The sequence below is a fragment of the Aureimonas sp. AU4 genome, assembly GCF_001463765.1.
In the GTDB taxonomy this organism is placed as follows: domain Bacteria; phylum Pseudomonadota; class Alphaproteobacteria; order Rhizobiales; family Rhizobiaceae; genus Aureimonas.
In genome coordinates, this window is record NZ_BBWK01000025.1 from 50,803 (window position 1) to 64,426 (window position 13,624).

At 72.1% G+C, this 13,624-nt stretch carries 11 protein-coding genes; 5 read left to right on the forward strand and 6 right to left on the reverse strand.

The window, feature by feature from the left end:
- Window positions 1–6 precede the first annotated feature (6 nt).
- Window positions 7–3,687 (forward strand): cobaltochelatase subunit CobN, encoded by a 3,681-nt coding sequence (gene cobN / locus AUL35_RS08615; protein WP_062014058.1) that lies wholly within the window; start codon window positions 7–9, stop codon window positions 3,685–3,687.
- Window positions 3,684–4,325: a cob(I)yrinic acid a,c-diamide adenosyltransferase gene (gene cobO / locus AUL35_RS08620; protein WP_062014060.1), complete on the forward strand. Its 642-nt coding sequence runs from the start codon at window positions 3,684–3,686 to the stop codon at window positions 4,323–4,325. Before cobN ends, cobO begins: the two co-directional genes overlap by 4 nt.
- 59 nt (window positions 4,326–4,384) lie before the next feature.
- Here the strand turns inward: cobO and AUL35_RS08625 are convergent, their stop codons facing one another.
- The 4 genes from AUL35_RS08625 to AUL35_RS08635 all read right to left on the reverse strand — a co-directional run bounded on the left by AUL35_RS08625 (window position 4,385) and on the right by AUL35_RS08635 (window position 8,972).
- On the reverse strand, window positions 4,385–6,529 hold the full coding sequence (locus AUL35_RS08625; RefSeq protein ID WP_062014062.1) for a methyl-accepting chemotaxis protein: 2,145 nt from the start codon (window positions 6,527–6,529) through the stop codon (window positions 4,385–4,387).
- A 232-nt stretch (window positions 6,530–6,761) separates the two neighbouring features.
- Entirely contained in the window at window positions 6,762–8,039 is a 1,278-nt protein-coding gene (locus tag AUL35_RS08630; protein WP_244493712.1) for an NAD(P)/FAD-dependent oxidoreductase, read from the reverse strand.
- Window positions 8,040–8,041: 2 nt separating this feature from the next.
- Window positions 8,042–8,182 carry a DUF3096 domain-containing protein gene (locus tag AUL35_RS21560; RefSeq protein ID WP_082666205.1) on the reverse strand — a complete coding sequence of 47 codons (141 nt, stop codon included), beginning with the start codon at window positions 8,180–8,182 and terminating at the stop codon, window positions 8,042–8,044.
- Window positions 8,183–8,192: 10 nt separating this feature from the next.
- Window positions 8,193–8,972, reverse strand: coding sequence for a 3-hydroxybutyrate dehydrogenase (locus AUL35_RS08635; protein ID WP_062014066.1), 780 nt, complete (start codon window positions 8,970–8,972; stop codon window positions 8,193–8,195).
- Between the two features lie 140 nt (window positions 8,973–9,112).
- Here AUL35_RS08635 and folD point away from each other — a divergent pair, with 140 nt between their 5' ends.
- On the forward strand, window positions 9,113–10,015 hold the full coding sequence (gene folD / locus AUL35_RS08640; RefSeq protein WP_062014110.1) for a bifunctional methylenetetrahydrofolate dehydrogenase/methenyltetrahydrofolate cyclohydrolase FolD: 903 nt from the start codon (window positions 9,113–9,115) through the stop codon (window positions 10,013–10,015).
- Window positions 10,016–10,033: 18 nt separating this feature from the next.
- Here folD and grpE read toward each other — a convergent pair whose 3' ends face one another.
- The gene (gene grpE / locus AUL35_RS08645; RefSeq protein ID WP_062014068.1) at window positions 10,034–10,783 is read right to left on the reverse strand and encodes a nucleotide exchange factor GrpE; all 750 of its coding nucleotides are present in this window, start codon (window positions 10,781–10,783) and stop codon (window positions 10,034–10,036) included.
- Window positions 10,784–10,932: 149 nt separating this feature from the next.
- Window positions 10,933–12,063, reverse strand: coding sequence for a heat-inducible transcriptional repressor HrcA (hrcA, locus tag AUL35_RS08650; protein ID WP_082666206.1), 1,131 nt, complete (start codon window positions 12,061–12,063; stop codon window positions 10,933–10,935).
- A gap of 121 nt (window positions 12,064–12,184) precedes the next feature.
- Between hrcA and rph the strand changes: the two genes are divergently transcribed.
- Together rph and rdgB are read left to right on the forward strand one after the other, a co-directional pair.
- Entirely contained in the window at window positions 12,185–12,928 is a 744-nt protein-coding gene (gene rph / locus AUL35_RS08655; protein ID WP_062014070.1) for a ribonuclease PH, read from the forward strand.
- Window positions 12,929–12,958: 30 nt separating this feature from the next.
- Window positions 12,959–13,618: an RdgB/HAM1 family non-canonical purine NTP pyrophosphatase gene (gene rdgB, locus AUL35_RS08660; RefSeq protein ID WP_062014072.1), complete on the forward strand. Its 660-nt coding sequence runs from the start codon at window positions 12,959–12,961 to the stop codon at window positions 13,616–13,618.
- The last annotated feature ends 6 nt before the right edge of the window (window positions 13,619–13,624 follow it).

Sequence of the window (13,624 nt, forward strand, 5' to 3'; positions counted from 1 at the left end):
CGCGCCGTGCATCTGCCGCTCGCGCAAGGGGTTTCGCTCGCCGACGGGACGCCGGCCGTCGACCTCCGGCAGACGCCGGGGCGCGTTCTCGTCCTGTCCGCCGCCGACACGGAGCTGGCGAGCCTGGCGGCGGCGGCCGGGCGGCTGGACCTGCCCGGCGATGCGCTGCGGCTGGCGAATCTGGCACAGCTCAACCACCCCATGTCGGTGGACGCGCAGCTGGAGCGTCTGGCGCCGGGCCTCAGCCTCGCGGTGATCCGGGTGCTGGGGGGGCGCGCCTACTGGGCGCATGGCTGCGAGGCCTGGAGCGCGGCGGGGCGGCGGCACGGCTTTCCCGTGCTGTTTCTTCCCGGAGACGAGCGGCCCGATGCCGAACTGGCCGCGCTCTCGACGCTCGGCGAGCCCGATGCCGGTCGTCTCGCGGCCTATCTCATGGGCGGCGGCCCGGAGAACGCCGACGCCTTTCTGCGGGCGACGCGCGCGATCCTCGACGGCACAGGCTGGCCCGAGCCCGCCCGGCCGCTGCCGCGCGCGGGCGAATGGCAGCGGCCGCGCGCGAACGCTGGCGCGCCGGTGGCCGCCGTCTGTTTCTACCGCGCGCTCCTTCAGAGCGGGCAGCTCGCCCCCGTCGAGGCGTTGTGCGAGGCGATGGAGCGCGAGGGGCTCGACCCGTTGCCGGTCTTCGTCGCGAGCCTCAAGGATGGACCGAGCGTCGACGTCCTGCGCACGCTGTTCACGCAGCGCCCGCCCGCCGTCGCCGTGAACCTCACGAGCTTCGCGGTTTCGGCCCTGCGGGGCGAGCGCGCGCCGACGGTGCTCGAGGAGAACGGCGCGGTGGTGCTGCAGGGCGTGCTGTCGGCGGGCTCGCGCGAGAGCTGGGACGCCTCGCCGCGGGGCCTGGGCGCGCGGGATCTTGCGATGAACGTGGCGCTGCCGGAGGTGGACGGACGCGTCTTCGCGCGCGCGCTCGCCTTCAAGGCGCAGGCGCGCTTCGACGCGCGCTGCCAGGTTTCCGTGGTCACGCACGAGCCGGACGCAGGCGGCATCCGCTTCACCGCGCAGCTGGCCGCAAGCTGGGCGCGGCTGCGCGCGAAACCTGCACCGGAGCGTCGCGTCGCGATCGTGCTCGCCAACTACCCGAACCGCGACGGGCGGCTCGGCAACGGCGTCGGCCTCGACACGCCGGCGGGAACGGTGGAGGTGCTGCGCGCGATGCGGGACGCCGGCTACGGGGTCGGCGACATGCCGGCGGACGGCGACGCGCTGATGCGGCGCCTTGCCGAGGGGCCGACGAATGCGGGCGTCGCGGGCCGCCGGATCGGGGAAACCTGGCCGCGCGAGCGGCACGAGGCCTTTCTTGCGACCTTGCCGGACGCGCTGCGCCAAGCCGTCACCGACCGCTGGGGCACGCCGGAAAGCGACCCGATGTTCGCAAACGACGCCTTCGCGCTGCCGGTCATGCGCCTGGGCGACGGCGTCGCGATCGGCGTCCAGCCGGCGCGCGGCTACAACATCGATCCCGCCTCGAGCTTCCACGATCCCGCGCTGGTTCCCCCGCACAACTACCTCGCCTTCTACGGCTGGCTACGTGCTGGGCTAAAGGCCGATGCCGTGATCCACATGGGCAAGCACGGCAACCTCGAATGGCTGCCCGGCAAGGCGCTGGGATCCTCCGAGACCTGCTGGCCGCAGGCGCTTCTCGGCCCCCTGCCCCATCTCTACCCCTTCATCGTCAACGATCCCGGCGAGGGAAGTCAGGCCAAGCGCCGCACGGCCGGCGTCGTGGTGGACCACCTGACGCCGCCGCTGACGCGCGCCGACGCGCACGGCGCCGCGCGCGACCTCGAAGCGCTGGTGGACGAGTATTTCACGGCTACCGAGGGCGATCCGCGCCGCGCCAAGCTTCTGGCGCGCGAGATCGCCGATCTCGCCAAGGCGAGCGGCCTTCTGGCCGATGCCGGTCTGGGCTCGCTCGACGATCCCCAGACGCTTCAAAAGCTCGACGGCTGGCTCTGCGAGCTCAAGGAGATGCAGATCCGCGACGGGCTCCACGTCTTCGGCCGCTCGCCGGAGGGCCGGCTGCGCCGCGACACGCTTCTGGCGCTAGCCCGCCTGCCGCGCGGTCTGGAGCCGGCGGAGGCGTCGCTGACACGCGCGCTCAGTGACGATCTGGATCTGCGCTTCGACCCGCTCGGCGGCGACTGGGGCGAGCCGTGGGAGGGGCCGCGCCCGTCTGTCCTCGCGGACATCCTGCCCGGTCCCTGGCGCAGCCGAGGCGACGCGGTGGAGCGGCTGGAAGCGCTGGCCGTCGCCCTGATCGGGGGCGAGGCCGAGCCGGAGGCCGGCTGGGCCGGCACGCGCGCGGTGCTCGGCGACATCCGGGGGCGCCTTGCGCCCGCGCTGGACCGCTCGGGAGCGGCCGAGATCGCGGGGCTGCTGGCCGGCCTCGACGGGCGCTTCGTACCCCCCGGCCCGTCGGGCGCGCCGACGCGCGGGCGGCCCGACACGCTGCCGACGGGGCGCAACTTCTTCTCGGTCGACACGCGCGGCGTGCCCACCGAGGCGGCCTGGAGCCTCGGGCGCCGCTCGGCCGAGCTGTTGCTCGCCCGCCACGCGCAGGATCACGGCGAGCCCTTGCGCGCGCTGGCGCTGACCGCTTGGGGCACCGCCAACATGCGCACGGGTGGCGACGACATCGCGCAGGCGCTCGCCCTGATCGGCGTCCAGCCGACCTGGGAGCGGGCGAGCGGGCGCGTCACCGGATTCGAGATCCTGACGCCCGCCCGTCTGGGGCGCGGACGCGTCGATGTCACGCTACGCATCTCCGGCTTCTTTCGCGACGCCTTTCCCGAGCAGATCGCCCTGTTCGACCGTGCCTGCCGGGCGGTGGCACTGCTCGACGAGGACGAGGAGGACAACCCGATCGCCGCGCGCTTTCGCGACGAGGCGACCGCCTTCGAACGCGAAGGACATGCGGCCGAGGCCGCGCGGCGCATGGCGGGGGCGCGCGTCTTCGGCTCCATGCCCGGCTCCTACGGCGCGGGGCTGCAGGCGCTGATCGACGAGGGCGGCTGGCATACGCGCGCGGATCTCGCCGAAGGCTTCCTCGTCTGGGGAGGCTTCAGCTACGGCGACGGCGAGGAGGGCATGCCCGCCCGGCCCCTTCTGGAGCGCCGTCTCGCCGCCGTCGAAGCCGTCGTCCAGAACCAGGACAATCGCGAGCACGACCTTCTCGACTCCGACGACTACTACCAGTTCGAGGGGGGGCTGGCGGCGAGCGTCGAGCACCTTTCGGGGCAGGCGCCCGCGAGCTACCACCTCGACCACTCCAACCCCGAGCGCCCCGTGCCGCGCACGCTCGCCGAGGAGATCGCGCGGGTCGTGCGCGGGCGCGCCGCCAACCCGAAGTGGATCGCAGGCGTGATGCGACACGGCTACAAGGGCGCCTTCGAGATGGCGGCCACCGTGGACTACCTCTTCGCGTTCGCCGCCACCACGAACGCCGTGCCCGGCCGCCACTTCGACCTCCTGCACGACGCCTATATCGGCGACGAGGCCGTGCGCGGCTTCATGGAGAAACACAATCCCGCGGCGCTCGCCGAGATGGAGGCGCGTTTCGCGGAAGCGGTGCGGCGCGGCTTCTGGCATCCTCGCCGCAACGACCTCACGACAAGGATCGCCTCATGAGCGAGAAGTCCCCCGTCCTCGCCGCCATGAGCGAAGAGGAGCTCGACGCGCGCCACGCCGAGAAGATGCGCAAGAAGAAGGCGGCGCGCGACAAGATCATCGCCACCAAGACCGTGGAGAAGGGCCTCCTCATCGTCCACACCGGCAAGGGCAAGGGCAAGTCGACCGCTGCCTTCGGCCTCGTCTTCCGGGCGATCGGCAACGACATGCGGGTCGGCATCGTCCAGTTCGTGAAGGGCCGCTGGGAGACCGGCGAGCGCCGGGCGCTGGAGCGCTTCAGCGATCAGGTGACCATCACCGCCATGGGCGACGGCTTCACCTGGGAGACGCAGGACCGCCAGCGCGACATCGCGGCGGCCCGCGCGGCCTGGGAGCGCGCCAAGGCGCTGATCCTCGACGAGGAGCACCAGATGGTGGTGCTGGACGAGCTGAACATCGTCCTGCGCTACGACTACATCCCGGTTGGTGAGGTCGTGGACTTCCTGCGCGACCACAAGCCCGCGATGAAGCACGTCGTCGTCACGGGCCGCAACGCGCGCGAGGAGCTGATCGAGCTCGCCGATCTCGTCACCGAGATGGAGATGGTGAAGCACCCGTTCCGCTCCGGCGTGAAGGCGCAGGTCGGCATCGAGTTCTGACGAAAAAGGGCGGGCGCACCGGCACCCGCCCCGTATCGTGCCATCCCGGCGGGAAGGCCTCAGGCGCTCATGCGCTCGAAGCCGTCGTCCTTGGTTCCGAGCGAAAGATCGAAGCCCCTGGGCGCGGCCTTGGCGGCGGGCTTGGGCGCCGCCTTCGGCGCGGGTGCGGCGATGCGGCCGAGCTCGGCCTGAAGGGCGCGGGCGTCGCCCCTCGTCACCTTCGGGGCCGCGACCGGCGCAGGGCGCATGGCCTCGTCGCCGAGGCGGAAGAAGCTTGCGCGCTCCAGGAGGCACTGCGCCTCGGCGGAAAGCTGCTCGGCGGTGGCCGCCATCTCGTTGGCCGCGCCTGCGTTCTGCTGCGTCACGCTGTCGAGCTGGGTGATGGCCTGCGAGGTCTGCTGCGTCACCTGGTCGAGCTGTTGGATCGCCTGGTTGACCTGCTCGGCGCCCACCGTCTGCTCGCGGCAGGCAGCGGAGATTTCCGACACGAGCTCCGACGTGCGGCGGATGTCGGGCACGAGCTGGTCGAGGCGCTCGCCCGCGTCCTCGCAGGCCCGCAGCGTGCCCTGCGACAGGTCGCCGATCTCGCCGGCGGCGAGCGCCGAGCGCTCGGCGAGCTTGCGCACCTCGGAGGCCACCACCGCGAAGCCCTTGCCGTGAGAGCCGGCGCGGGCCGCCTCGATCGCGGCGTTCAGCGCCAGAAGGTCGGTCTGGCGGGCGATCTCCTGCACCACGGAGATGCGCTGGGCGATCTGCCGCATGGCCTCCAGCGAGTTGCGCACGGCCTGGCCGCTGCGGTTCGCGTTCTCGGCGGCGAGCCGCGCCATCTTCTCGGTTTGGCTAGCGTTGTCGGCGTTCTGGCGGATGTTGGCGCTCATCTCCTCCATCGCGGCCGAGGCCTGGCTGGTGGCGGCCGACTGCTCGGCGGCGCCCGACGAGAGCTGCTCCGAGGTCGCGGCCTGCTCGGAGGCGCCCTGGCTCAGCTGCTCGGCCGTGCCGGCCGACTGGTTGGAACCCGCCGCGACCTGGCTCGACGAGGCGATGACGTCGCCCGCGAACTCGCGCAGGCGCATCACCATCGTGTTCATGGCGCGCGTGAGATCGGCGATCTCGTCATGGCCGCGCACCTCGGCGGTGCGCGTCAGGTCGCCAGCGCCGATGTCCTCGGCAAGCTTCACCGAGCGGCCGAGGCCGCGCGAGATGGACAGCGAGATCCAGGCGGCGGCTCCCGCGCCGATCGCGATCGCCGCGAGCACGAGCGCGATCATCGACAGGCGCGTCGTGTCGAACCGCTCGGCGGACGACGTTATGGACTGGTCGGCGGCCTCGCCGGCCTTGCGGATCGCCTCGCGCACGATCGCGGTGGTCCGCTCGGCGGCCGGCTGCTGGTTCTGGGCGATGGCCTGGAGGGCCCGCGCGTTCCAGTTCTCGACACCGAGCTGCGCGAAGCCGCCGGCAGACTGAGCCAGGGTGCCCCAGGCGGACGACAGGCGCTCGACGTCGGCCGCGGCCACGGGAGCGACGAGGGTCCGCAACTCGTTGATCAGCGCCTTGGTGCGCGTGTCGAGATCGGTCAGCGCCTTGGCGTTGGTGGCGATGTCGGCGTCGCCGCTGAAGTCGACGGCGGAGATCATGTCGAGACGGGCCTCGGCCGCGCTCTGGCCGAGCGAGGTGAGAACCCGGTCGGCCCGCGCGGGGTCGCTGGCCGAGGAAGCCTGCCGGGCGATCGCGTCCAGCGCGGCCATGACCGCCTCGGCGGGGGCGCGCGTCTCGGTCAGGCCACGCTCGGACAGGTTCGGATCGGCCTTCTCGGCGATCGCGAGCGCGTCGTCGGAGGCGCGGCGCAGCTCGGCGATCGAGGCCTGCATCGCCTCGCCGTCGGCGGCCTGCTCGGGCGACAGACCCGAGCGGTAGCGCGCCAGCGTCTGGGCGGCATTGCTCCAGATCCCGTCATATTCCTTGCGAAGCGTCGCGCGCTCGCCGTCGTCGGCGGTCGTGTAGCGCAGGAGGACCCGGCGCAGATCCGCCACGAGAACGTCGACGCTCTGCACCGCCTGGACCTGCACGAAGGGCCCCTTGGCGAAGTCCTGCATCCCGTCGTTGATGGTGGACAGGCTGGTGACGCCGAATGTGCCGGCTCCCGCCAGGAGAACGAGCACCGCGCCGAACGAGGCGGCGAGCTTGGTCTTGATCGTCAGGCGCATGATCGAAGCGTCTCCGCGACCCGTCTCGGGGGTCGATGCCGGCTTGGGGAAAGGGGCGCCCCTCGGCCTCCTTCCACGCGACGGCACGCGTCGGTCGGACCCGGTCGGCGCGGAGCCGTCCGAGCGACGATCGAAGATGCGGGCAGGCGATGGGTTCGGGCTTTCTGGCCCCCCTCGATAGCCGCTCAACAGTTGAGATTCGGTTGTTGCTTCACATTTCGGAGAAGGACTTTCAGTCTCCGTGCAGCTTCAGCGCCGGTCCCTTCGCGGGCGACACCATGTCGGCCGCGATCGCGACCGTGCCGCGCAAGGGCCCCAGCACCCGCCACTGGTGCTGGCGCTGAAGCGCGTTGTAGGCGGCGACCGCCGCCACCCCGTCGATCTCGAGCGGGCGCTTGCCCCCGACCGGCAGAGAGCCGACGGCCCCGGCCCGCGCGAGCGAGACGAGCTTTCCCCGGTCGCGGTAGCGGAAGGGCTCCACCGGCTCGCCCTTGAGCGTCAGCGGCAGGACCTCGGCGAGATAGTCGGCCTGCTGGCTCGCGACCTGCGCGGTGGGCGGCAGCGGCTTGTCGGAGCCGCGCGGGGTGAGGCTCGCGGCGTCGCCCATCACCCAGACGTGCGGGACGCCCTCGGCGGCCAGCGTCCCGTCCACGACGATGCGGCCCCGCCGGTCGAGCTGGAAGGGGCCGAGCCGGCCGAGAACGGGCGAGCCCGTGAGCCCGCCGGCCCAGACGGTGAGCGTGGAGGGCCAGCGCTCGCCGCCCGCGCGCACCTCGTCCCGTTCCACCGCCGAAACCTTGACGCTGGTGACGACCTTGACGTCGAGCTCGCGCAGCCGCTGCGCGAGGCCCCGGCGCAACTCGTCGCTGGCGCCGGGCATCAGCTCGCCCGCCGCCTCGAGGATGGTGATGTCGAGGAGCTTCTTCTCGCGCTCGCGCGCGTTCTGGTCGAAGAAGGCGCGCTCGGAATTGCGCAGGTGGGCGGCAAGCTCGGTTCCCGTCGCGCCCGAGCCGACGATCACGACATCGGCGGGCCGCCCGCTCTCGCGTGCGCCGATCATGGCGAGCACGAAGCGCTCACGGAAGGCGTCGGCATCCTCCTTGCCGTCGAGGCGGATCGCGTTTTCCGTGACGCCCTCGACGCCGAAGTCGGCCGTCATGCCACCCAGCGCCACCACGCAGCCGTCATAGGCGACCTCGCGCGGCGGCACCTCGATTCCCGCCGTGCCGTCGCCCATCGCGGCCAGCCGCACGGCGCGGCGCTCGGGGTCGAGCCGCTCCACCGTGCCCTGCTCGAAGCGGAACTGCCGCAGATGCCCGAGCCGGTAGAAGGAAATCTCGGACAGCGAGGTCGAGACCGTGCCGGCGGCGAGCTCGTGAAGACGCGGCTTCCACACATGGGTCGGCTCGCGGTCCACCAGTGTCACATCGATGTTGCGGTGCCCGGCGAACTGCGAGGCGAGCTCCAGACCGCCCGCGCCGCCGCCCAGGATCAGGAGCCGACGCGCCACGCTCAACTCACCCCCGCCGTCAGACCGATCAGGCCGACCGCGATGAGGTAGATCGCGACGATATAATTCAAAAGGCGCGGCATCAGGAGGATCAGGACGCCCGCAACGAGCGCGACGACGGGCTGGATGACGATGACGTCCATGCGATTCCTCTCAGGCGGTGTACCAGCCGTGGCTGGCGGTGATGCTCTGGCCGGTCAGCGCGGCCGAGGGGAAGGCGGCAAGAAACAGCGCGACCTCCGCCACGTCCTCCAGCGTCGTGAACTCGCCGTCCACGGTGCGGCCCAGCATGACGCGGCTCACCACCTCTTCCTGCGAGATGCCGAGGTCCCGCGCCTGCTCGGGGATCTGCTTCTCGACCAGCGGCGTGCGCACGAAGCCGGGGCAGATGACGTTGGAGCGCACGCCGTGCGGCCCGCCCTCCTTGGCCATGACGCGGGCAAGGCCCAGAATGGCGTGCTTGGCCGCGACATAGGCGCTTTTGAGCGCCGAGGCCTCGTGGCTGTGCACCGAGCCCATGTAGATCAGCGCGCCGCGCTTTCGCGGATACATCTGCCGAACGGCGGCCTTGGTGAGCAGGAACGAGCCGCCGAGATGGATGTCCACCACGCGGCGGAACTCCTCGTAGGGGAAGTCCTCGACCGGGTGGACGATCTGGATGCCGGCGTTCGCCACCATGACGTCGACGGGTCCGAGCGTGCGCTCGATCTCCTCCATGCCGCCGTTGACCGCCGCCTCGTCGGTGACGTCCATGGCGAGACCCAGCGCCCGGCCACCCGACGCCTCGATGGCCGCCGCGACATCCGCCGCGCGCCCACCGTCGAGGTCGGCGACGGCCACCGCCGCACCCTCGCGCGCATAGCGCTCGGCGATCGCGCGCCCGATCCCCGAGGCCGCCCCCGACACTACCGCCACCCGATCCCGAAGCTGCATCGCCGAAACACCCTCGCGCCGCCGAGCGGCCCCATGTCCACGAGATAGGGGTGCGGCTTCCCGCGTCCACGGCTCTCGCCTCGCGTGCGCCGCACACCTATAAGACCCGCGACACGACGCAGACGGAAAGCGGACCTCCCATGACGGCGCGCAGGATCGACGGACGGGCTTCGGCCGACAGGGTGCTCGCCGAGGCGCGCGAGGCGGGCAGCCACTTGCGCGAGGCGCACGGCGTGCGGCCGGGCCTGGCCGTGGTGCTGGTCGGCGAGGATCCGGCGTCGCAGGTCTATGTCGGCTCCAAAGGGCGCACGGCGGAGGCCTGCGGCTTCCATTCCGTCACGCACCGCCTGCCCGCCGACGTCGCGGAAGGCGACCTCCTCGCGCTCGTCGACGCGCTCAACGCCGATCCCGCGATCCACGGCATCCTGCAGCAGCTTCCCCTGCCCAGGGGGCTCGACGCGGCCCGCGTCGTGAACCGCATCCATCCCGACAAGGACGTCGACGGACTGACGTTGGTGAACGCGGGGCGTCTGGCGTCCGGCCAGATGGCGGAGGCCATGGTGCCCTGCACGCCGGCCGGCTCGATGCGCCTCATCCGCGAGGCGATCGGCGACGATCTGTCGGGCCTCCATGCGGTGGTGGTGGGCCGCTCCAACCTCGTCGGCAAGCCGATGGCGCAACTGCTGCTCGCCGCCGACGCCACGGTCACCGTCGCCCATTCGCGCACCCGCGACCTCGCCGCGCTCTGCCGCACGGCCGACATCCTGGTGGCCGCCGTCGGGCGGCCGGAGATGCTCGGGGCGGATGCGATCAAGCCGGGCGCGGTGGTGATCGACGTCGGCATCAACCGCATCGACGCGCCCGAGCGCGGCGAGGGCCGGACGCGGCTGGTCGGCGACGTGCGCTACGGCGAGGCGGAAGGCGCGGCCGGCTTCGTGACGCCGGTTCCCGGCGGCGTCGGCCCGATGACGGTCGCCATGCTCATGGCCAACACCGTACGGGCGGCCTATCGCGCGGCGGGGCAGACCCCGCCGGCTTTCTGATCAAACCTCGGGGACGCCTCAGGCGTCCTTGGTGCTCTCGTCGGGCACGCCGGGCTTCGTGGCGGCCTCGCCCGAGGGCGCGGCGGGCGCGGCCTTCGGCCCGCCCTTCGAGACGCCCACCATGGCCGGGCGCAGGACACGCTCGCCGATCGCGTAGCCGTCCTGCACCACCTGCACCACGGTATTGTTGGGGATCTCGGGGTTGGGCACCTCGAACATCGCCTGATGGAAGTTCGGGTCGAAGCGCTGGCCCTCCGGCTCGAGCTTCCTCACGCCGTGGCGCTCCAGCGTCGACAGCATGGCCCGGCCCGTCATCTCGACGCCCTCGACCAGCGCCGAGAAGCCGGCGTCGCCCGATTCACGCGCGCCCTCGGGCAGGGCCTGGATCGCGCGGGCGAGGTTGTCGGACACGGCCAGCATGTCGCGCGCGAAGTTGGCGACCGCGAACTGGCGCGCGTCCTTGATCTCGCGCTCGGTGCGGCGGCGCAGGTTCTCCATGTCGGCGGCGAGCCGCATCATGCGGTCGCGCAGCTCGGCATTCTCGCCCTCCATCTCCAGGAGGCGCTGCGACAGGGCGCCGGCCTGGCTCGGCGCCTCGGCGGCGGCCTCGCCCCCGGTCGGCACCGTGTCGCTCTCGGGCGCCTGCGGCGCCTGGCCCGGCGCGCCGCCGGCCGCGCCCGCCACGCCCGAGCCCTTGAAGAAGGCCGCCCCTTCCGAGGCGCCGGAGGGCTGCTGGGAGGTCTCGTTGCGCTGCGTGTCGCTGGTCATGGGTGGAAAGGCTCCTTCACTGACGGACGCAAAGACGAAAGCCGCCCAGCCACAAGGGCCGGCTTCCGCCGCTCCAAAAACGCGTATTGGGCCGCATATCGAATGCGACCCACCCGAAATCAAGGCTGGATCGTGGCGATGCACGCACGTCAGGGCCGGCGCGCGGTGCCCGCCAGGAGCCGCGACACGAGGCGGGCCGTGTAGTCCACCACCGGCACGATGCGCCGGTAGTTGAGGCGCGTCGGCCCGATCACGCCGACCGCGCCCACCACGCGCTGGTCTGCGTCGGAATAAGGGGCGATCACCAGGGACGAGCCGGACAGGGAGAAGAGCTTGTTCTCCGAGCCGATGAAGATGCGCACCCCGTTGCCGGCCTCGGCGAGGTCGATCAGCTCCACGATCGAGGACTTGGATTCCAGATCGTCGAAGAGGTGGCGCAGGCGGTCGAGGTCGGCCGCCTCCGACACGTTCTCCAGAAGGTTCGCCCGGCCGCGCACGATGAGGCGCGAGGGCTCGTCGCTCCCCTCGCCCGACCAGACGGCGAGCCCCTGGTCGACGAGCTGGCGCGACAGCGCGTCGAGGGCGCGCGCCGTCTCCTCGCGCAGCGCGTCGACGCGGCTTCGCGCCTCGGCGAGCGTGCGGCCGACGACGTGGGCGTTCAGGAAGTTGGCGGCCTCGACGAGCTGCGAGGCGGCGATGCCGGCGGGCAGTTCGAGGACGCGGTTCTCCACCTCGCCGCTCTCGTCCACCAGAACCACCAGCGCGCGGCGCGCGTCGAGCCGCACGAACTCGATGTGCTTGAGGCGCGGGTCGCTTTTCGCCGCGATCACGATGCCCGCCCCCCGCGACAGGCCCGACAGGAGCTGCGAGGCCTCGGTCAGGAGCGCGTTCACCGGGCGGCGCTCGCCCATGTCGCGGATCTTCTCCTCGATCTCGGCGCGCTCGCGCTCCGGAACGTCGCCCACTTCCAGAAAGGCGTCCACGAAGAAGCGCAGGCCGAGCTCGGTCGGCAGGCGCCCGGCGCTGACGTGGGGCGCGTAGATCAGCCCCAGCGCCTCGAGGTCCGACATGACGTTGCGGATCGAGGCCGGCGAGAGCTGCGAGGCGAGGAGCTTCGACAGGTTGCGCGAGCCCACCGGCTCGCCGCTGTCCAGGTAGGTGTCGACGATCAGGCGGAAGATGTCGCGCGAGCGCTCGTCGAGCCCGGCGCCCGCCGAGGCGGCGCGGCCGTGGATCAGGTCGAGCGGGGACGCGGCGTTGAGCGGCTTCATGCGCCTCATATACGATCGCTCCCCTGCCCCGCAAAGCGGCCCGGACCGCGCGAGGCGCCGAATTGCTTTGCGGAGCGGGAGGCGGGCCGCTAAAAGCCGCCCATCCCTATCAGCCAAGCGGACCTTCCCCATGCGGCCATCCCGGCGCCAGAACGACGAGTTGCGAGCGGTTTCCCTGGAGCGCGGCGTGTCGCGCCACGCGGAGGGCTCGTGCCTCGTGCGCTTCGGCGACACGCACGTGCTCTGCACGGCGAGCCTGGAGGAGCGCGTGCCCGGATGGCTCAAGAATTCCGGCAAGGGCTGGGTGACGGCGGAATACGGCATGCTGCCGCGCGCCACGGGCGAGCGCATGCGCCGCGAGGCGGCCAGCGGCAAGCAGAGCGGCCGCACGCAGGAGATCCAGCGCCTCGTGGGCCGCTCGCTGCGCGCCGTGGTCGACCTCCAGGCGCTGGGCGAGCGCCAGATCACGGTGGACTGCGATGTCATCCAGGCGGACGGCGGCACGCGCACGGCCTCGATCACCGGCGCCTTCGTGGCGCTCGCCGACTGCCTCTCCTGGATGGAGACGCGCGGCATGGTCACGCGCGACAAGGTGATCCGCGACCACGTGGCGGCGATCTCGTGCGGCATCCACGAGGGCACCCCCGTCCTTGACCTCGACTATCTCGAGGACTCGGCCGCCGGAACCGACGCCAACTTCGTGATGACCGGGCGCGGCGGCATCGTCGAGATCCAGGGCACGGCCGAGGGCGAGCCCTTCTCGGAGGCCGAGCTCGGCGAGCTGATGCGCCTCGCGCGCCACGGCATCGGCCAGCTCGTGGAGCGGCAGCGCGCCGTTCTCGAAGGTCAGCCGCAGGTCGGCTCCGCCCGCTAACCCTTCGCACAGCGCCCGTTCGGATTCGCCATGACACAAGGCTCAACGCTCCGCCTCGACCCCGCCAATGGCCCGCTCCTCGTCGCGAGCCATAACGAGGGCAAGATCCGGGAATTCCGCGAGCTCCTCGCGCCGGTCGGCTTCACGGTGGTCTCGGCCGCCGAGAAGGATCTGCCCGAGCCCGAGGAGACCGGCTCGACCTTCGAGGAGAACGCCGCGATCAAGGCGTTGGCCGCCGCCCGCGCCACCGGCCTTCTCGCGCTGTCCGACGATTCCGGCCTCGCGGTGGACGGCCTGAACGGCGACCCCGGCATCTACTCGGCCCGCTGGGCCGGTCCCGCCAAGGACTTCACGATGGCCATGCGCCAGGTCGAGGAGAAGCTCCAGGCCGCCGGCGCCACGGCGCCGGAGCGCCGCACGGCGCGCTTCGTGGCGGTGCTGTGCCTCGCCGCGCCCGATGGCGCGACCGAGTTCTTCCGGGGCGAGATCGAGGGCACCGTGGTCTGGCCGCCGCGCGGGGAGCTTGGCTTCGGCTACGATCCGCTCTTCCTTCCCGAAGGCGAGACCCGTACCTTCGGCGAGATGCCCTCCGACGAGAAGCATGGCTGGCGCCCCGGCCAGCCGACCGCCCTCTCGCACCGCGCCCGCGCCTTCCGCCTGTTCGCGGCCCGCGCGCTCGGGGTCGAATAGGAACAC